We start from the raw sequence: 18,943 nt of genomic DNA on the forward strand, positions 1-18,943 counted from the left end.
TACTCCGAGTGAATTCACGGCCGGTAGTTGGTCTGAAGAACAACGTTGGGCAGGCCGTCGATAGGCGGCATGCGTGCGGTCACGCGATAGCGCGGTCCGCGGCAGCTGGTGTCTCCGCGCTGGCCGCAGCCGGTGCCGTCTTCCGACATGCCCATGTATTCGATGATGTATTGCGGCTGCCGGTTGGTTCCGCCCAGCCGCGCTTTCATGTCGTCGTCGACGCTGCCCCACCAGGTGGTGGCGCTTGCCCAGGTCGTGGTCGGATCCTTCCAGCGTTCGACATAGGTTGCACTGGAGGCCGAGGGCGTCTCGCTCTCTGTGGCCGACTCGGTTGCGGACGGCCCGGGAGCCGCGCAACTGGGCGGCACACCGTTGGGCGGGCAATACAATCCAGTGCTGTTGGTGACCGCGGTATTGATGCTGATCCGTGCTTCCGCCTCACGCAGCGCCGACTCGACGGCCTGGAAGGCAAGACTGCGGTCATACAGATTGGCGCCCATGCGCTCCTGCATGCTGGTGCTGCGTATGCTGGCAAGGCCGAGCAGCGTCATCACGACCAGCATGACCAGCGCGATCAGCAGGGTCGCACCACGCTGACGGGCCCTGGAATGAATATGGAATGTCATGGCACACGATTCCTCAGATTGACCACGTGCGTGAGCGTGCGCGTCAGCCGCGGCTGCGTCGTGCTGGTGGTCGTGCCGGATTCAGGTGATTCGATGGTTAGAGTGATCTCGACGCCGGTGACGAGGCGCCAGTCCGCCACCGTACCGGCGAGCCGGTACTCGTCATCGCGGTCGTACATGTAGCGGAGCTGCATGTCGCGCACCCCTTCGACCACCTCCTCGACGACTGGACCCGCGTTACCGGCGCCATCATTGACGACGCGGATGCGGTACAGAGAGGTGGGGCTGCTCTCGCTGCCGGTGCGACCGTTGTTGCCGACAAACCAGGCGACAGGCTCAAAACGCATCAGCTGCGAGCCCGGCTGGAAGGACCGCGTGACCACGGAAGCGCAGCTCGGACGGAAACCCAATGTGTTGGCGCAATTGCCGGGCGTCCCGGGCGAATCGGTCACCGATGCGTGCGCGACGGAGTTGGCATCGGCATTGACGCCGGTGGCCTGGAATATCGTCGTATCTTCGTAATCGCAGACCACGAGCAGGTCTCCGGCCACGAAGCTGTGTCCCTGGCCACCCGGCTTCTCCAGTGCGATCGATCGCGCCGGCACGGTCAGGCCGGCGAGCGTCGCATCCGCCGCAGATGCGTTGTGCACCTTGACGGGCAGCGCATTGGTCGAGCCGTGCATCAGTTCGATCATGTCGGTGTTGGCGACCCGCGAGCCTGTTCCCGAGCCAATGGCCACGGCCCCGGAGACGTCGGTGTTGTCGAAGCCGCGCAGGCCGCCACTCCAGTCGGTCCACCAGCGCGTCGTCGGGTTGGTGAGCAGGTTCATCACCCGCACACCGCCACTGCAGGCGTTGATGCCGGACGCCCTCAGATCGCGCGACATCAGGTCGAAGGTGATGCGCGTTGCCTCCTGCACCCGAGCCAGTGCCTCGGTCGTTCGGTAGGACTGCCGGTTGCCCAGCATCAGTGACAGTGCGCCGACCGACACGATCAGCCCCAGCGCCAGGGCGACCATCACCTCGACCAGCGAGATACCGCGCTGCGTGTTTGTGAGCCGCCTCATATGCGTACGTCCACCTCGAAAACCTGCGCCGCTGCGCCCCCCTGCACCCGGCTGTCGTCCCAGCGGACCGAGATGCGGCAGAAGACGGGGCTGCCCGCACAGTTGATGCCACCGCAGGCTGCGTCACCGAGGTTGTTCCTCAATTCGGTCAGCCAGGCATTGATATCCCGCGACACCCGATCCAGCCCTTCGGGGGCGGTACACGCGCCAGTTGGCAGTGCGCGGTTATAGCTGCCGTCGCGCGTCCATTGCTGGTTGCTGCGTATGCGTTCGACGATGGAATTGGCGGAGATCACCGCAGCATTCCGTTCGAACGCACTCTGGTTCGCTTTCATCGCCATGGTCTGCATGCCGGCAATGCCGAGCATGCCGAACGCGAGAACGAACAGCGCAACCAGCACTTCGATCAGCGAAACACCGGATTGCCGATGTGTTCCGACGGGCCCGTTCATGCTCCTTCCTCCGTTGCTTCCGCCGGCGCAGTCACACCGCAGCTCGCATTGCCTGCACGCGTGACCGCCACACGGCTGCCCGACAGCAGCGTCACGTTGCGCGCATTGGCGGTCACCTCGAGCGCACCGCTGCTGTCGCAGACGCTGATCACCGCACCCTGCAGCGCAAGCGAGCCGGGCGCCCGCGCCAGACCATCCGGCCGGAACGCGATGCGGTTGCCCGCTGTGCGCAGCGCCTCATCGGACACCAGGTTCAGGGAACTGCCGGTGATCACCTGCTCCCGGAGCACGACTTCCGACGCGTCGAACACTCCATCGGCGTCCTCATCGACAAAGACGAACCAACCCTGCCAGGGCTGAGTGTCGGCGGTCGTGACGCAGCCGGACGCAGTGGCCACCGTTCCGTTCGACGTCGTGGCGCGGCAGAGTACGCTGCGGCGCTGCGTGCGTACCGCCTCGGAGCGCGCCAGATTCAGTCCGGCGAGCAGTTCGTTTGCCTGCGACGTCAGCCGGTTCGACGCAATGAAGCTCTGGAACGCAGGCAGCGCGAACGCTGAAATGATGGCCAGCAGCAACACCACGATCATCAGTTCGATCAAGGTGAAGCCGTGCTGGGCTGACCTGGCAGGAATCATGAGCTGCACGTCCATGCGGAGAATTTGTGACTTGAGGTTAAATCAGCGCGGCGGCAATCTCGACCCGACGATGACGAACGGCAGAAGTCATCACCCGAACGGCGCGGCGCCGACCGCTTGCGTGAAATGCGTCACGCGCCCGCACCGCCCTGCTCTGCTGCACAATGCGCACCGGACATCACACGCTCCCTCTTCATGACGACGCCCGACCACGCCACCGCCGGCAAGCTGACCGAACATCCGCTGCGCTACAAGCTGAACAACGAACTGCACGCGCGACCACCGGTGCCGGTCGCGCATCCGCAGCTGGTGTCCTATGTGGCGCTGATGCATGACGGCGTGCGCGAGGACGACGAACTTCGTCACCTGCAGGCGCTGGCCGACGCCTACGCCCGCCCGCTGCCGCTCGCCGAGGGGGGGCACCTTCAACTCGATCTCGGCGACTTCAAGCTGAAGTGGGAGCGCCACAACGAGTTCTCCAGTTACGCCTTCTTCCGCACGCCATCGGAAGGTGAGGACTGCGCCCGCGGCGCACTGGCATCCGTGCCGGCGCACTGGTTCGACGGCCTGCCGGGCTCGCTGATGGTGGCCACCCATATTGAATTGCGCTCCACCGCCGAACTGCCGCCGCGCAGCGTGATGGACAGGCTGATCGCCAGCGGGCGGCAGGCGGTCGGCGCCCAGGTGTCGGACGGTGCCGCCTGGGTGTTCACCGATTTCATGCTGACCGACGGCTGGTCGCGCTACACGGTGCTCGACGAGCGGCTGACGCCGCGGCAGGCCGGGCGCACCGTGCAGCGGCTGCTGGAGATCGAGACCTACCGCATCATCGCCCTGCTCGCCTTTCCGGTGGCCAAGGACGTCGGTCGACTGCTCGGTCGCGCCGAGGGCGAACTGGCCAATCTGATGGACGGCATGGGCAGCGCATCCAGTGCCGAGGACGAACGCAGCGTGCTGTCGCACCTGACGCGCCTCGCGGCGGAAGTCGAGCACTCGGTCGCCCGCACCACCTTCCGCTTCGGCGCTGCCCAGGCCTACTACCGGCTGGTACGGAGCCGCATCGCCGAACTGCGCGAACAGCGCATCGAAGGCTTCCCGACCATAGGCGAGTTCATGGACCGCCGCCTTGCGCCGGCGATCTCCACCTGTGAGGCGATTGCCCGGCGCCAGGACGATCTGTCCGGCCGCGTCGCGCGCAATTCGCAACTGCTGCGCACCCGGGTCGACATCGAACTGCAGCGGCAGAACCAGGAACTGCTGGCGCAGATGAACCGGCGCGCGCGTCTGCAGTTGCGTCTGCAGGAGACGGTCGAAGGGCTGTCGATCGTCGCCATCACCTACTACGCCTCGCAGCTGGTGCAGTACCTGGCCAAGGGTGTGAAGCATCTGCTGCCGCTGAGTCCGGAGGCAATCACCGCGATCTCGATTCCGGTCATCGCCGGTCTTGTCGCGCTCGGCCTGCGGCGCATGCGCCGCAAGCTCGCGGCGGAAGAAGGCGCGCACTGAGCGACCGCCCCCGGGTCGTCGAACGCTAGCCGAGCCGGCGGCGGCACCATGCCGACGATGCGCTCGGCATCGGTGCGCGCGCACCGACGGTGTGCGTCGCGCCACGGGCGGCGCAACATTTCCCGCGCGGGAATGCGGAGGCGGCGGGTGGCCTGCCTCTTGCATGAGCGCGGGCATGAATATGCTTACGCTCCCAGACACGAGCTCGCAGACGACCGTCCGTCTGCGTCTTCCGCTCTCGACTTCGCTGCACGGCGCGCTTGCCATCGTGCTGGCCTTTGCCGCCGGCTGGCTCGCCAGCCTGTCGGGCTGGGCGGCGTCCGCTGCGCTGCCAGCGCTCGCTGCAAGCGTGTTCTGCCTGGCACTGCAACGCCGACGCGAAGCGCGCGCCCAACAGGCCCTCACCTACTTCGCCATGGCACTCGAAGGCGGTGAACTGACCGCCCGTCTGCAGCCCGGCAGCATCGACGCGCCTGCGTTGCTGGAGAGCATGAACAGCATGGCGCGCTCGTTCGTCCGTCTGATGACTCGCCTGTCGCGCGCGGTACGCGAGCTGGAGCACTCGGCGCGTGAGAGCAGCGCCAACGCCGAGGCCGGCGACAGCGGCGTGCGCTCGCAGCGCGAAGTCACCGTCGGATCGGCCGCCACGCTGGAACAGCTGTCGACCAGTCTCGCCCTCAGTTCCGAACAGGCCGGCGACGCCGCCGCAATGGCGCGCGCCGCGCACGAGGCAGCTGGCGACGGCATGCGCACAGGCAGACAGCTGGGCCTGCGCATGGACGACATCGCCGCCGACATGCAGACAGCCGGTGAACGCATGGCCCAGCTTGATACCTGTTCGATCGACATCGGCGGCATCGTCGGCACCATCGCCTCGATCGCCGAGAAGACCAATCTGTTGGCACTCAACGCAGCGATCGAGGCGGCGCGCGCCGGTGAGGCCGGGCGTGGCTTCGCCGTGGTCGCCGACGAAGTGGGCAAGCTGGCCGGCCTGACCCGGCAGGCCACTGACGAGGTTCAGGCGCTGATCGAGCGCCTGCAGGGTGAAGTGTCGGCCGCCAGCCAGGCATTGCGCGCTGCCGGTGACGAAGTCGCGCTGGGCTCCGCTGACACGGCCACTGTGCTCGCCGGCCTGCAGCATATCGCGGCACAGATCGACACCACGCTGCACGCGGTGACCGAAATCGCCCAGGCCAGCATCGAACAGAGCCGTGCCGCCGAAGCTTTGGCGCGCGACGTCGAACAGGTCGCCGGCCTTGCCGAACGGAACGAGCATCTGGTGCATGACAACCAGGAACTGTCGGGCTATCTCGAACAGATGGCCGGACAGCTCGGCGACACACTCAAAACCTACCGCTTCGAGCCGACATGCTGAATGCAATTTTCATCTCCACCGCGCTGATAGTGGCCCTGGCGCTGCTGTCCTGGCACCGGCGCAGAACGGCCTCGCAGACTGCGCACACGGCACTGCGCGCGCTCGACGACTGTGCGCTGCTGCTGCAGCTGGTGCGCACGCTGCAACAGCACCGTGGCATGAGCGTCGCATGGCTGGCGGGCGATGCCAGCTTCGCCCCGCAGATGCGGCAACGGCAGCTGGAGATCGATCGCTGCATCGCGACACTCGACGGCACCGTGCGCGCCGAGGAGGCGATGCCGCGTGCCTGCCTCACTCACAACGAACTGATGGTGTTCCGCTTCCAGTGGCGCGAACTGACCGAGCTGCTCGGCAATGGCGGACTGTTGCCCGAACAGAGCCTGAGCCGCCACGGCCAACTGGTGTCGCGTGCGCTTGAGTGGCTGGACGCGCTGGGCGAAAGTCGGGTCGAACTGGGCGCGGCCGGTCGCGTCGACGCGGGCCGCGTACGCAACCACGTCGCCAGTCTGCCGGCGCTGGCCGAATACCTCGGTCAGGCCCGCGCCATCGGCACCGGCGTCGCGTCGCGCGGTCAGTGCGCACCGGTGGCGCGCGTACGCCTGATGTTCCTCGCCGCACGCATCGATGCGCTGGTCCGGCAGGCACTGGCTGCGGCCGACGGCAGCCGCGCCGCGATCGAGGCTGGACGCAATGTCGGCGGCATGATGACGACGCTGCGCCGCAATCTGCTGGGCGAGACAGGCGGCATCACTGCCCAGGCCTGGTTCGCCGAAGCGACCCGCGCCATCGACAGCGTGTATGCGTGGGTCGATGAATGCGGTGTCGAACTGCGACGGGAACTGCAGGCGCCGACTGCGCTGCTGCAGCCCGCCATGGCGGCGCACTGAGCGTTCGTGCGCGTGGACAGGCCGCGGATGTGCTCGAAGTCGTCCCTCGGCAGCTAGATCAGGCGCGATTATTGTGGGAGCGGCCTTGGCCGCGACTTGGCTGCCGTCGTCCGCAGGCTTCGATGCAGGCTGCCGTCGGGGTCAAGACCCCTCCCACAGAACCCTTGCCAAGCCTCCTGCTGCGAGTCTGGCGCCCTCCCTGTGGGAGCGGCCTTGGCCGCGACGCGGCGTATGCAGGTCGCCGGTTTCGTTTCAGGTCTCAGTCGCGGGCAGGAGACCGCTTCCGCAACCTTCGTCAATCCAGCTCGCGCAGCCGCGCGAATGCTTCCTCCAGCCGTTCCACGGGTATGACGGTCAGCCCGTCGATCGCCTGCTTCGGTGCGTTGGCGCGCGGAATAAGGGCATGGGTGAAGCCAAGCTTGGCCGCCTCGCGCAGACGTTCCTGACCACGCGGGGCTGGCCGGATCTCGCCGGCAAGACCGACTTCGCCGAAGGCGATCAGCTTGGCTGGCAGGGGCCGGTTCTTCAGCGACGACACGATGGCCAGCAGCACGGCCAGATCGCCGGCCGGCTCGCCGATCTTGACGCCACCCACCGCATTGACGAACACGTCCTGGTCGGCGCAGGTGACGCCGGCGTGCCGGTGCAGCACCGCCAGCAGCATCGCCAGGCGCGCGCTGTCGAGCCCGACGGTGAGCCGGCGCGGATTGCCGTGCGCGCTGTCTACCAGCGCCTGTATCTCGACCAGCAGCGGTCGCGTACCTTCCTGCGTCACCAGTACGCAGGAACCCGGCACCGGCTGCGCGTGCTGCGACAGGAACAGCGCCGACGGATTCGACACGCCGCGCAGCCCGCGCTCGGTCATGGCGAACACGCCCAGTTCATTGACCGCGCCGTAGCGGTTCTTGAAGGCGCGGACCAGACGGAAGCTCGATCCGGTTTCGCCCTCGAAATAGAGCACCGTATCGACGATGTGCTCGAGCACGCGCGGCCCCGCCAGCGTGCCTTCCTTGGTCACGTGACCAACCAGGATGAGGCTGTGCCCGGCCTGCTTGGCCGCACGCGTGAGCTGAGCCGCGCATTCGCGCACCTGAGCGACTGAACCGGGCGCCGACGTGAGCTGTTCGGAATAGACGGTCTGGATCGAGTCGATCACCACGACGCGCGGTCGCGTATCGTTCAGCGCGGCGCCGATCTTCTCCAGATTGATTTCGGCCAGCAGCTGCATGCCGGCCGGGTCGAGCGCCAGCCGCTGCGCGCGCAGCGCCACCTGTTCGCCCGATTCCTCGCCGGTCACGTAAAGCGCCGGCACGCGCGGCGCGAGCTGGGCTAGCGCCTGAAGCAGCAGCGTCGACTTGCCGATGCCGGGGTCACCACCGATCAACACCACGCCGCCCGGCACCAGGCCGCCGCCCAGCACACGGTCGAATTCGTCGAGCCCGGTGGGCAGGCGCGGTTCCTCGCGCGGCCGGATGTCGGCCAGCGCCTGTACCTTTGCGGTGCCGGCCAGCGAGGCGAAGCGGTGCGCGCCGGTGCCCTGCTCCGGCACCGTTTCGACCAGTGAATTCCAGGCCTTGCAGTCGGCGCACTGGCCAGCCCATTTCGGGCTGACCGCACCACATTCATTGCAGACGTAACTGGTTTTCGGCTTTGCCATCGATGTCAGCGGGCGAGCGCGACAGTCGGCTGCGGCTCGGTCAGTTCGGCCGCACCGATCTCGACCGCCGGCACGCGCAGCGCCAGCGCGCACACCAGCTCGTAATTGACCGTGCCCGCGCGCAGCGCCACTTCGTCCAGCGACACATGCTCGCCCCACAGTTCGACCACGCTGCCGAGGCCGGCCTGCGAGATGTCGGTCAGGTCGACGGCGATCATGTCCATCGACACCCGGCCAACCAGCCGGCTGCGCACACCATCGACCGCCACCGGCGTGCCGCTCGGCGCGTGACGCGGGTAGCCGTCGGCGTAACCGCAGGCCACGGTGCCGACGCGCATCGAGCGCTCGGCAGTGAACATGCCGCCGTAGCCGACGCGGTCACCCGGTTGCAGGTGCTGCACCGCGATGACCCGCGCCTCGAAGCGCATGACCGGCTTCAGGCCGATGTCGGCTGCCGTGGCGTGGGCAGTGGCCGGACTGGCGCCGTACAGCAGGATGCCGGGGCGCACCCAGTCGGCGTGCGTCTGCGGGAAGCGCAGCAAGGCGGCGGAATTGGCCATCGACACCGGACCGTCGAACTGGGCGGCCAGCGGCGCGAAACGCGCGAACTGGGCATCGACACCGCGCTCGCCGTCGGCGTCGGCAAAATGGGTCATCAGGCCGATCTGACCGGCGTGCGGCCAGGCGCGCAGGCGCGCCAGCGCCGCGGGCACCTGGGCCGGCGTAATGCCGAGCCGGTTCATGCCAGTGTTCACCTTGAGGAAGAGCGGAATGCGCGCGCCGGCCGGCAGTTGCGCCGATTCGAGCCAGTCGAGTTGCTCCAGCGTGTGCACCACAGTGGACAACCTGCGCGCGGCGATTTCAGGCAGGTCCTTGGCGCCGAAGAAACCTTCGAGCAGCAGGATGGGCTGCGTGATGCCGGCTTCGCGCAGACGGACGGCGTCCTCGAGGTCGAGCAGTGCGAAGCCGTCGGCCAGCGTCGCCAGGCCGCGCGCAATGCGCATGATGCCGTGACCGTAGGCGTTGGCCTTGATCACCGCCCACATCTTCGCGCCGCCGGCGAGTTCGCGTGTGCGCAGGTAGTTGTGGCGCAGCGCATCGAAATCGATGCAGGCGTGGATGGGTCGGAAAAGCGGAAAGGGTTCGGTGTAGTGCGGGCGCGACATGAGGGGCGTTCGGCGGGAACGGCGAGCTGCGAAGCCCCGGATTGTACTATCGGCGCTGGGACAGCCGGGTTGCAGCGAACTCGCCAAACTGTTTCGCCATATAGGTGCGGAAGCGTTCCGACGGGTACAGCAGCGTCATGTGCCGCACCAGCCGAGGGCGCAGCGGTATCGCCACCAGAAGCCCGAGGCTGGTTTCGTGGCGGATGGCCGCCTGTGACAGGATGGCGTAGGCCAGTCCGCGCTCGAGCACGCCCTTGACCGAAGACAGTCGATCGAGCTCGAACGCCAGCGGCAGCTTGGCCGGATCGACGCCACCGCGCGACAGGTAGTTCTCGAGCAGCGCACGCACGCTGCCCGCGTCGCGCCCGGCACAGGGGTGCAGCAGCAGGTGTTCGGGCGTTACTTCCTTCAGCTTGGCGAGCGGAAAATCGGGTGAACAGACCACCACCAGTTCGTCCTCGGCACAGGGCTCGACCATCACCTGCGAGCCGCCGCGTCCGAGGCCTTCAACGATGCCGATATCGAGCACGCGCTGATCCACCATGTCCTCGATCACGTCCGGATTGTCGACGGTCAGGCGCGGCACCACGTTCGGATGGGCGATACGGAATTCCGCCAGCACCGGCGGCAGGTGGTACTCGGCGACGGTGGGCGTGGCACCGATCAGCAGGTGGCCGCGCAGGTCGGTGGCCATCGCCTGCAACTCGTTCTCGAGACTGGCGAACAGATCGAGGATGCGGTCGGCGTAGTCCTTCACCTTGACGCCTTCGGGCGTCAGCGACACGCGGCCGTGGGCGCGCTCGAACAGGCGGGTGCCGAAATGCTCCTCCAGCTGCTTGATCTGGAAAGTGACCGCAGGCTGGGTCATCTGCAGCAGTTCCGCCGCGCGCGTGAACGACATCTGGCTCGCTGCTGCGTGAAAGACTTCCAGCCTTCTATCGGGCATTTTTCCCTCTATATAAGTGACGCCTGCCCTCGTGGTTATAGACCAAGTCGGGGTTGGCGGGTAAACCAAAATGCGTCAGTGGACGCGATGCGACAGCAGCGCTGCGGATGCCGAAATCGTGTTGCGGCGCGACAGGATACGCTTTGTGACACGAAGCGCGGGGGCGGCAAGGGCGTCAAGGGGTTCATGGTATAAAGGCGCACTTTTTTCGCCCGGCCGGCGGCCTGATCCGGCCGCAGACGTTCGATGCCTTTTGGCTTCTACATCATCATGGCGGCGCAGTTTTTCTCCGCGCTCGCCGACAATGCCCTGCTGGTCGTTGCCATCTATCTGCTGAAGGACATGCAGGCCCCGGGCTGGCAGATTCCGCTGCTCAAGCTGTTCTTCACGATTTCCTACGTGGCGCTGGCCGCTTTCGTCGGCGCCTTTGCCGACTCGATGCCGAAGCGACGGGTCATGTTCATCAGCAACATGATCAAGGTGGGTGGCTGTGCGCTGATGTTCGGCTGGGTGCACCCGCTGTTTGCCTATGCTGTCGTCGGTCTTGGCGCGGCCGCCTATTCACCGGCCAAGTACGGCATCCTGACCGAATACCTGCCACACCGTCTGCTGGTCGTCGCCAACGGCTGGATCGAAGGCCTGACGGTCGGCGCCATCATCCTCGGTGTGCTGATGGGCGGACTGCTGATCGATCCCTCGCTGAGCGCGCGCCTGCTTGCCATCGACCTGCCGCTGATCGACACCGGTCTGGACACCACGGTCGAGGTCAGCCTGATCATCGTCGGCGGACTGTATGCACTTGCAGCATTCTTCAACCTCTACATTCCGGATACCGGCGTACCGATGAAGCCGCTGCACGCCAGCCCGCTCGCACTGCTCGTCGACTTCGGCCGCTGTTTCACCGGTCTGTGGCGGGACAAGCTGGGGCAGATTTCGCTGGCGGTCACCACGCTGTTCTGGGGAGCGGGCGCCACGCTGCAGTTCATCGTGATCGACTGGGCCGACCGCGCCCTCGGCATGGGGCTATCCCAGGCATCCAAGCTGCAGGGCGTGGTGGCGGTGGGCATCGCCATCGGCGCGGTGATGGCGGCACGCCGCATTTCCCTGCGCGCCTCGGTACGGGTGATTCCGCTCGGCATCGCGATGGGCGTACTGGTGCCGCTGATGGTGCTGGTGAGCAATCTGTGGCTGGCGGTACCGCTGCTGGTGCTGATCGGCGCCTGTGCAGGTTTCTTCGTGGTGCCGATGAATGCGCTGCTGCAGCACCGCGGCCACATGCTGATGGGTGCCGGCAATTCGATCGCCGTGCAGAACTTCAACGAAAACCTGTCCATCCTGATCATGACCGGGCTCTACGCCGCCCTGCTGGCGGCCGGCCTGTCGGTCTACATCGTCATGATCCTGTTCGGCGCTTTCGTCGCGGCGACCATGTACGCGGTGCGCAAATGGCACCACGCCAATCAACGCCGGCACGACGACGTCGCGCAGCTGGACGACGGCGCGATCCACTGACCGGCGCCGTCGGATCGCCGTCTAGGGTCCGTTGCCTGTGATTATTCGCGCCCTTCGCGTTCCAATGGCAAGAGACCCTAGCCGCGCGGCACCCAGGCGCCGTCATCACGGCGACAGGCCGTCCCTTTCGACGTGTCGCTGCGGCCGTTCGCCTCGCCGCGCAGCGTGTAGCTGCGGCAGCCATCCCCGCTTGCCTTGCCCGGTGTCAGCGTGTAGCTGACGCCTTCCGACATCCAGTGCACCGGCTTGCCGTTGTCGGCCAGTTCAAGTGCGTGACCGATGCAGGCGCGGTCCGCCTCGTCGAGGTCACGACCGATGCGGGCACCAATCAGCGCGCCTATCGTGGTGCCGAGCACGATGGCAACGAGGCGGCTGTCACGGTCCGACACCGCCGATCCGACCAGACCGCCCACCGTCCCGCCCAGTGCCGCGCCGACCGCTTCGCGGTTGCAACGGCCGGAGCGGATGCCGTAGTCGTCGTTCCACTTGTAGCCGGTATAGCCGACGTAGTGCGGATCGTTCTTCTTGCGCCAGCCGTGCGCCGGCGCATGGGCCGGCGGCTGGGCAAGAAGCGGCGCCGCAAACGCGGTCAGACTGAGGGCGATTGCGAAGTTTCTGAGGGTGTACACGTAGGGACTCCGGATGAAAGTGGCGCGATGCTAGCGCCGGTCAGACACCGGCGCTGTCAGACGACGCTGGCACGCGCGAAACACAGATCTTCCCAGGCCCGCGCCTTGTCCTGCGGGTTACGCAGCAGATAGGCGGGATGATAGGTCACCACCACCGGAACGCCCTTGCGCTGGAACAGACGGCCACGCGCAGCGGCAATCTTGATCTCGCCGCCGAGCAGCGTCTGTGCGGCAGGCCGGCCGAGCGCGACGATGATGCGCGGCCGGATCAGTTCGATCTGACGATCCAGATAGGGGTGACAGGTCGCGATCTCATCCGCCTCGGGCGTGCGATTGCCTGGCGGCCGGCATTTCACCGCGTTGGCGATGTAGACCTTGTGGCCGCGCGCCAGCCCGAGCGAGGCCAGCATCGCATCGAGCAGCTTGCCGGCCTGGCCAACGAAGGGCTCGCCGCGCGCGTCCTCTTCTGCGCCCGGTCCTTCTCCGACGAACAGCCAGTCCGCTTCGCGGTCGCCCACGCCGGGCACCGCCTGCGTGCGACGCTCGCCCAGACGGCAAGCCTGACAGGCGCGGATGCACTGTTCCAGTTCGTCCCAACCCAACCCCTCGGCTGACACGGTGGAGGACGGCGCAGCGATTGGCGTCACCTTTGGCGTCACCACTCGCGTGACAGCTCGTGCAGGTGCAGCTTCGACGCGCACCGGTGCAGCCGGACGCGACGCCTCGGCCGGTGCCTGCGCATCCGGCAGCGCCTCGACCGTGGCCTGCTGCGGCGACGGCGAAGCGCGATCGCGCCACAGCGGCGCGATACCCATTTCGCGCAGCATCGAATCGCGGCGGCTCATCGCGGTGACCTCATTGCATCCATGTGTCGTCCAGTTCAGCGCTCATCACGATGGCATCCTCTCGACCGTCCAGCGCCGGGTAATAGCGTGGGCGCCGCCCTATCGGCTGAAAGCCGGTACGCTCGTACAACGCACGCGCGGCCACGTTGGACGGCCGGACCTCAAGAAACATGCGTGCCGCACCATGATTCTTCGCCTCGCGGCCGAGGTGGGCGAGCAATCGCCGGCCGAGTCCGTGGCATTGATATTCGCGCGCCACGCTGAGATTCAGCAGGTGAGCCTCGTCGAGCACGCACATCATGACCGCGTAACCCGCCATCGAGCGTCCCTGCCACATGGTGCGGCAGCAGTACCCGGCACTGAGGGAGTCGGCGAAATTGACGCGCGTCCATGGGAAATCGAACAGCGTGCGCTCGATGCGTGCCACCTCGTCGAGGTCTTCGTCGCGCATCGGCGCGAACGAGGTGACCGTGCCGAAGCTGACGCCGGCCGCCGCCATCAAGCGCGGCCTCCCGCGGCCAGTCGTTCGGCCGTGGTCTGCGCCACCTTGTCGCGCACATACAGCGGCGCCGCCAGCGCTGCATCGACGGACAGGCCCGCGGCCAGCCGGATCGCACCGAGCCGGGCGATATCGCGCGCATGCACCGCGGCGGCGGCATCGATCGAAGCGAGATGTGCCGTCCACGCCAGTTGAGCGAGCGGCGCCAGTGCGAAACCGCTGCCGCAACCGTGCCAGTGCGCCGGGCCGTCCGGCGGTGGCGGCAGGCTGTCGGGCGGTCCGACCCGGATGTCGGTGCGCGCCTCGACCTGCCCGTCCCGCACCTCGCAGGCCACACTATAGACCTCGCTCATGCGCGCATCGACGCAACACAGATGCAGCCCGTCGCCACGTCCCAGCGCGAGTGCATCCAGTGTCGGCACCGGCACCAGCGGCAGCCCGGCACCGAGCGCCAGTCCCTGCGCCACCGACACGGCCAGCCGCAGGCCGGTGAAGCTGCCCGGGCCGGCGCTGAACGCGATCGCATCGAGCTGGTTCAGCGTCAGGCCCGCCTCGTCCAGCAGTTCGCCCACCCAGCCGAGGATGAACTGCGCATGGGTGCCCGGTGTTCCCCCTTCCCTCGACAACATGCGGTCATCGAGGCACAGCGCGACGGAGGCGGTTTCAGCGGACGTTTCGAGAGCAAGCAGCTTCATGCAGTGCAGCAACAGGGGACAAAGGCGAATTGTAGGGGCTTCTGTTGCCCGCCGCGCGGGCGGATACTTCAAGTTCGACGCGGGTACCGCCGTTACACCTGACTGTGCCCCAGTGTCCGGAGTCCGTCACACCTCATGTTCCTGCCGACCGAAGTCCTCGACAAGATGCGCGTGGTCATCGCCGACGCGAATCAGGTCGTGCGTACCTGGGTGCGCACGCAGCTGTCGCAGGCGGGCGTCAAGCACGTGGGCATGGCCGGCAGCTCGGCCGACCTGCTGAGGCAATGCTCGGCAGCTACCCCCGACGTCGTGCTGTGCGACTACAACTTCGGTGAGAAGCAGGACGGACTGCGAGTACTTGAAGAACTGCGCCTGAACGACATCCTGCCGCTGTCCTCGGTCTTCATGATCGTGACCGGAGAGCGCGTCCGCAAGCGCGTCGTCGCGGCCGCCGAGTTCGCGCCCGACGACTATCTGCTCAAGCCTTTCACGTCCGGTCAGCTCGGCGAACGCCTGGTCAAGGCAGTCGAGAAGAAGCACGCACTGAAGTCGATCTACGAACAGATGGCCGCGCGCAATCTCGAAGCGCTGATAGAAGAGTGCGACAAGGTGCTCGCCAGCCAGCCGCGCTACTCAATGGACGCGCTGCGAATCCGGGCCGAGGCCTTGATCGCCCTCGGTCGCCTCGACGAGGCCACCGAGATCTACAAGGCAGTGATGGCCCGCAACACCGTGCCCTGGGCGCGCATCGGTTATGCGATGGTGCTGCGCGAACGTGGAGACGTGGCCGAGGCCGCACGCCACGCTGCCGAGATCAACGAGGAATTTCCCGAGTTCATGGGCGTGTACGACTTCCTCGGTGAGCTGCATGAGCGCAATGGCGAACTCGAACAGGCGCGCACCTATTACGAACGCGCCGACTCGATCGCGCCGGACAATCTGCGTCGGCTGCGCAGCATCGGCGAGATCTGTCTCGAGTCAGGTGACGTCGAGCGTGCGGCAAGCGTGATGCGCCGCGTGGTCGAGCGTACCGAAGGGACGTCACTGGCCAGCGCCGAGGACCATCTGACGCTGATCAAGAGTCTGATTGAACTGCCCGAAGCGGCGGAAGAACTGAATGCCCGCTTCGAATCGATGCGTGGTCTGCTCGGCGGCAGCGATACGGCGGCGGTGCTGTCGGACGTGGTCGAGGCGCGCATGCTGTCGCAGCGCGGAGACGAGGGCGGCGCGCGCGAAGCGATCAACCGGGCACTGCAGGCGCACGCGCGGCTCAGCAAGCCGGACACGCTGGCGACCAGCGAACTGGCCGAAGCCTGTTTCGCCACCAATAACGAGGACGCCGCAGCCGGTCTGGTCGACAAGATCCAAGCCGCCGGCGGTACGGTGTCCAACCGCCTGAAACGCCAGAACGCGCGCTCGGCCCGCGAGCGCGCGCAGGCAGCCGCAGCAAATCTTGCCGAGGAAAGCGCAGCCGGTCCCGACCTCGACCACGTCGACGCCGAACTGGCTCGACTGGCCGAACTGATCAGGCAGCTCGACCCGCGCTGGGACGACGCCGTCGCCGAGGACGCGCGCAACATCCTGATCGACGTGTTTACGCTCGCGCCGCGCGAGCGCCGCGTGATCGACGCGCACATCCAGTACAACCGCGTCGCGCAGAAGCACGGCTACGACCGCCACAAGCCGACCGCCCGCGCCGTCTGATCGCGCCTCAGGCGTGCAGCAATCCGGGCAGCGGCGGCGTTGCCGCCAAGGCGGCAACCGGGCTGACACCGAGCCAGTCGCGCGAGATCGATGCATAGACCGACCGGAAGTCGACCGCCGGCACGAAGGCGCCGCGTGCATCGAGCGCATCGAAGCTCAATGCGCGGCCATGCAGTCCGCCGACGACGCGACCGCCGGTGAGCAGCTGGATGCCGGCATTGCCGTGGTCGGTGCCAGCGCTCAGATTTTCGTGCGCCAGTCGCCCGAACTCGCTGCGCGTGAGGACCAGCGTATCGCGCCAGCGCCCCATGGCGCTCAGCGCGCTGCGCAGCGCCGTCATCGACGCGGCGAGCGAAGCCAGCAAAGGGGCGTGGGCCGAAGGCTGGTTCTCGTGCGTATCGAAGCCATCGAGCGCCACCCGCACCACCGCGGCATCCGAGCCGGACAGCAGTTCGGCGCAGGCCTGCGCCAGTGCGCATCCGAGCACGTCCTGCGGAAAGCCGAAGCGCCCGGCGACATTCTCCGGATACTCGTCGGCCAGTCGGCGGCAGCGCGGCAAGCCGTGTACAGGTCCCGGCAGGTCGGACGACACCGTCAAGGCCTGCGTCGCCGCGTGGCGGATGCCGTCGTGCAGCGACAGGCAGCGCGCCAGCCAGCCGGTCTGCAGCGGCGCGTCTTCGAGCAAGGCACTGTCGAGAATTTCGGTGGCACGGTGATGCGACACGCTGCCGCCCGTACAGCCCACCCCCTGCACCAGCGCAAGCTCACCGGCATCCCACAGCGGCATCAACGGACGCAGTGACGGATGCAGGGCCTGACCCGGTGCGATCGGCAGGACCGTGCGGCGGTCGAGTGCAATGGTCGGACGGGCGCGGTAGTAGGCGGGGTCGGTGTGCGGTGCCAGCGTATTCAGCGCGTCATTGCCGCCGGCCAGGTCGATCAGGAACAGCAGTCGTGGAGCAGGCGCAGGTTCGCTCGCGCGAAGTTCGCTGGCCAGCGCCAGCGACGCGCTTCCGGCGGTCAGCAGAAAATGCCTACGGTCCATTCAGGCCCCCGAAAACAAAAGACCTGCCCCTGGGGGCAGGTCGCAATGCCGCTGCGCGGCAACCCACGAAGAGGAGGTGTGGGCCGAAACTGCTGTAGCGGACAACGGGCGAAACTGGGAAAAGCGAAGCGGGAGGCCGAAGCCGGTCACGGCCGAGGTGCATCGCGATAGAGCTCGCGGGCCGCATCGCGGATGTCGCGTCGCAGCTGGCGACGTTCTTCAGGCGTCATGCGGTTTCCGCGCTGGTCACCGAAGTCGAGACGCCGGACCGGGCTCGCTTCCTCGTCGAAACGGCGCATCGGCTGCAACGTCGCCCCGGCCGGAATCACACGCTCGAAGCGCTGCGGCTCGACGAAATCCCGACGCCCGCCCGCTTCACCGGGGCCTGCCAAAGCCGGTGCAGATGCGAACAACACCGCACCCACACAGGATCCGGCAAGGATGCCGTACAGTCGCGAGCCGGCAAGGTCAGCACACTTCATCCGATTACGCTCCTCAAATCGCTAGTGTTCAACAGTCTCCAGGAGGCCGGCCGCGCCGGCCAACTGTGCGCCGTCGCCCGGATTGTAGAGGTAGCGACTGGAGCGGTGTAGCGCGTACTGCAGCAGCAGGTGCGAATCCGCAACACTGTTGCCCGCCGTCTCCGGTCTGTCGTTCGCGGGGGCGGCGGCCTGAACGGCCGACCCCACCCCTCCCGGCGGCGTCTGCACAGCCGGCACAACCGCTGCCATGACGAAGGCCGGTGCCGCGCAAAGCGCTGCAATGCCCATCAGTCTGCATCTGCTCACCCTGTCATCCCCCTGAAGCCCAGCGTCCGATATCCTTGGGCTCAATGCTGTGCAGCGGCTGTAAGCCTTGTGTGAGGGGGTGGCGGCGCTTTGTAAGCGCGGGTAACCACCCTGCAGGTGCGTTACATCCGCTCACGGCGCAATTGAATTGCGCCAATGCGCTCGGGTAGCATCGGTCCATGGAAGAAAAAAAACGCAAGATACTTGTCGTCGATGACGACGTCCGCCTGCGCGCGCTGCTCGAACGCTATCTCGGCGAACAGGGCTTCACGGTCAAGGCGGTAGCCGACAGCACACAGATGGATCGCGCGCTGGCTCGCGAACTGTACGACCTGATGGTGCTCGACCTGATGCTGCCGGGCGAGGACGGCCTCGCCATCTGCCGACGACTGCGTGCGCAGGACAATACGATTCCGGTGGTCATGCTGACCGCCAAGGGCGACGAGGTCGACCGCATCGTCGGTCTCGAAATGGGCGCCGACGACTACCTGCCAAAGCCCTTCAACCCGCGGGAACTGGTCGCCCGCATCAACGCGGTACTGCGTCGCCAGGCGCCGAAACCGCCGCCGGGCGCGCCGACGCTGGACGAACGCGTGGTGCGCTTCGGCCAGGTCGAGGTCAATCTGGCGGCGCGCACGCTCACCCGCAACGGACAGGAGCAGGTGCTCACCACCGGCGAGTTCTCGCTGCTGCGCGTGCTGCTCGAGTCGCCGCGCGTGCCGCTGTCGCGCGACAAGCTGATGGAACTGGCGCGTGGCCGGGAGTACGACGCCTTCGACCGCTCGATCGACGTGCAGATGTCGCGTCTGCGCAAGCTGGTCGAGGACGATCCGGCCAAGCCGCGCTATCTGCAGACAGTGTGGGGCTTCGGCTACGTGTTCGTGCCCGACGGCACCCGGCATGGCTGAC

The 18,943-nt window shown here is 66.9% G+C and carries 20 protein-coding genes; 6 read left to right on the forward strand and 14 right to left on the reverse strand.

Annotation, left to right across the window (positions count from 1 at the left end):
- Positions 1 to 14: 14 nt before the first annotated feature.
- Genes WJU27_RS05255 through WJU27_RS05270 form a run of 4 tightly spaced genes read right to left on the reverse strand, consistent with a single transcriptional unit; the run spans position 15 to position 2,780 of the window.
- Positions 15 to 626 (reverse strand): pilus assembly PilX family protein, encoded by a 612-nt coding sequence (locus WJU27_RS05255; protein ID WP_341421349.1) that lies wholly within the window; start codon positions 624 to 626, stop codon positions 15 to 17.
- The gene (locus WJU27_RS05260; protein ID WP_341421350.1) at positions 623 to 1,693 is read right to left on the reverse strand and encodes a PilW family protein; all 1,071 of its coding nucleotides are present in this window, start codon (positions 1,691 to 1,693) and stop codon (positions 623 to 625) included. The genes WJU27_RS05255 and WJU27_RS05260 overlap by 4 nt, the downstream gene beginning before the upstream one ends.
- Positions 1,690 to 2,145 (reverse strand): type IV pilus modification protein PilV, encoded by a 456-nt coding sequence (gene pilV / locus WJU27_RS05265; protein ID WP_341421351.1) that lies wholly within the window; start codon positions 2,143 to 2,145, stop codon positions 1,690 to 1,692. Before pilV ends, WJU27_RS05260 begins: the two co-directional genes overlap by 4 nt.
- Entirely contained in the window at positions 2,142 to 2,780 is a 639-nt protein-coding gene (locus WJU27_RS05270; protein ID WP_341421352.1) for a GspH/FimT family pseudopilin, read from the reverse strand. Before WJU27_RS05270 ends, pilV begins: the two co-directional genes overlap by 4 nt.
- Before the next feature lie 195 nt (positions 2,781 to 2,975).
- Here WJU27_RS05270 and WJU27_RS05275 point away from each other — a divergent pair, with 195 nt between their 5' ends.
- From WJU27_RS05275 to WJU27_RS05285, 3 genes are all read left to right on the forward strand, one after another.
- The gene (locus WJU27_RS05275) at positions 2,976 to 4,286 is read left to right on the forward strand and encodes a DUF3422 family protein (RefSeq protein ID WP_341421353.1); all 1,311 of its coding nucleotides are present in this window, start codon (positions 2,976 to 2,978) and stop codon (positions 4,284 to 4,286) included.
- Positions 4,287 to 4,461: 175 nt separating this feature from the next.
- On the forward strand, positions 4,462 to 5,661 hold the full coding sequence (locus WJU27_RS05280) for a methyl-accepting chemotaxis protein (protein ID WP_341421354.1): 1,200 nt from the start codon (positions 4,462 to 4,464) through the stop codon (positions 5,659 to 5,661).
- Entirely contained in the window at positions 5,655 to 6,548 is an 894-nt protein-coding gene (locus WJU27_RS05285; protein ID WP_341421355.1) for a nitrate- and nitrite sensing domain-containing protein, read from the forward strand. The genes WJU27_RS05280 and WJU27_RS05285 overlap by 7 nt, the downstream gene beginning before the upstream one ends.
- A 295-nt stretch (positions 6,549 to 6,843) precedes the next feature.
- Here the strand turns inward: WJU27_RS05285 and radA are convergent, their stop codons facing one another.
- From radA to WJU27_RS05300, 3 genes are read right to left on the reverse strand one after another with little or no spacing between them, the layout of a single operon-like run.
- The gene (radA, locus tag WJU27_RS05290) at positions 6,844 to 8,205 is read right to left on the reverse strand and encodes a DNA repair protein RadA (RefSeq protein ID WP_296811373.1); all 1,362 of its coding nucleotides are present in this window, start codon (positions 8,203 to 8,205) and stop codon (positions 6,844 to 6,846) included.
- 5 nt (positions 8,206 to 8,210) lie between these two features.
- Entirely contained in the window at positions 8,211 to 9,371 is a 1,161-nt protein-coding gene (gene alr, locus WJU27_RS05295; protein WP_341421356.1) for an alanine racemase, read from the reverse strand.
- A 46-nt stretch (positions 9,372 to 9,417) separates the two neighbouring features.
- Complete coding sequence (locus WJU27_RS05300) at positions 9,418 to 10,317, reverse strand: LysR family transcriptional regulator (RefSeq protein ID WP_341421357.1); 900 nt, start codon at positions 10,315 to 10,317, stop codon at positions 9,418 to 9,420.
- Positions 10,318 to 10,563: 246 nt separating this feature from the next.
- Here WJU27_RS05300 and lplT point away from each other — a divergent pair, with 246 nt between their 5' ends.
- Positions 10,564 to 11,829, forward strand: coding sequence for a lysophospholipid transporter LplT (gene lplT, locus WJU27_RS05305; protein WP_341421358.1), 1,266 nt, complete (start codon positions 10,564 to 10,566; stop codon positions 11,827 to 11,829).
- 77 nt (positions 11,830 to 11,906) lie between these two features.
- Here lplT and WJU27_RS05310 read toward each other — a convergent pair whose 3' ends face one another.
- Genes WJU27_RS05310 through tsaB form a run of 4 tightly spaced genes read right to left on the reverse strand, consistent with a single transcriptional unit; the run spans position 11,907 to position 14,497 of the window.
- On the reverse strand, positions 11,907 to 12,458 hold the full coding sequence (locus WJU27_RS05310; protein ID WP_341421359.1) for a glycine zipper domain-containing protein: 552 nt from the start codon (positions 12,456 to 12,458) through the stop codon (positions 11,907 to 11,909).
- A gap of 56 nt (positions 12,459 to 12,514) precedes the next feature.
- Positions 12,515 to 13,303, reverse strand: coding sequence for a uracil-DNA glycosylase (locus WJU27_RS05315; RefSeq protein WP_341421360.1), 789 nt, complete (start codon positions 13,301 to 13,303; stop codon positions 12,515 to 12,517).
- 10 nt (positions 13,304 to 13,313) lie between these two features.
- Entirely contained in the window at positions 13,314 to 13,802 is a 489-nt protein-coding gene (gene rimI, locus WJU27_RS05320; RefSeq protein ID WP_341421628.1) for a ribosomal protein S18-alanine N-acetyltransferase, read from the reverse strand.
- Positions 13,802 to 14,497: a tRNA (adenosine(37)-N6)-threonylcarbamoyltransferase complex dimerization subunit type 1 TsaB gene (tsaB, locus tag WJU27_RS05325; RefSeq protein WP_341421361.1), complete on the reverse strand. Its 696-nt coding sequence runs from the start codon at positions 14,495 to 14,497 to the stop codon at positions 13,802 to 13,804. The genes rimI and tsaB overlap by 1 nt, the downstream gene beginning before the upstream one ends.
- A 135-nt stretch (positions 14,498 to 14,632) precedes the next feature.
- Here tsaB and WJU27_RS05330 point away from each other — a divergent pair, with 135 nt between their 5' ends.
- Positions 14,633 to 16,201: a response regulator gene (locus tag WJU27_RS05330; protein ID WP_341421362.1), complete on the forward strand. Its 1,569-nt coding sequence runs from the start codon at positions 14,633 to 14,635 to the stop codon at positions 16,199 to 16,201.
- Positions 16,202 to 16,208: 7 nt separating this feature from the next.
- On the opposite strand, the gene WJU27_RS05335 is transcribed toward WJU27_RS05330, so the two are convergent.
- From WJU27_RS05335 to WJU27_RS05345, 3 genes are all read right to left on the reverse strand, one after another.
- Positions 16,209 to 17,246 carry a DUF1501 domain-containing protein gene (locus tag WJU27_RS05335; RefSeq protein ID WP_341421363.1) on the reverse strand — a complete coding sequence of 346 codons (1,038 nt, stop codon included), beginning with the start codon at positions 17,244 to 17,246 and terminating at the stop codon, positions 16,209 to 16,211.
- A gap of 146 nt (positions 17,247 to 17,392) precedes the next feature.
- A complete protein-coding gene (locus WJU27_RS05340) occupies positions 17,393 to 17,671 on the reverse strand; it encodes a hypothetical protein (RefSeq protein WP_341421364.1) in 279 nt (92 codons plus the stop codon).
- A 78-nt stretch (positions 17,672 to 17,749) separates the two neighbouring features.
- On the reverse strand, positions 17,750 to 18,016 hold the full coding sequence (locus tag WJU27_RS05345) for a hypothetical protein (protein WP_341421365.1): 267 nt from the start codon (positions 18,014 to 18,016) through the stop codon (positions 17,750 to 17,752).
- A 197-nt stretch (positions 18,017 to 18,213) separates the two neighbouring features.
- Here WJU27_RS05345 and ompR point away from each other — a divergent pair, with 197 nt between their 5' ends.
- Positions 18,214 to 18,942, forward strand: coding sequence for an osmolarity response regulator transcription factor OmpR (ompR, locus tag WJU27_RS05350; RefSeq protein ID WP_341421366.1), 729 nt, complete (start codon positions 18,214 to 18,216; stop codon positions 18,940 to 18,942).
- Position 18,943: the final 1 nt, after the last annotated feature.

Source organism: Methyloversatilis sp. NSM2 (assembly GCF_038066675.1).
In the GTDB taxonomy this organism is placed as follows: domain Bacteria; phylum Pseudomonadota; class Gammaproteobacteria; order Burkholderiales; family Rhodocyclaceae; genus Methyloversatilis; species Methyloversatilis discipulorum_A.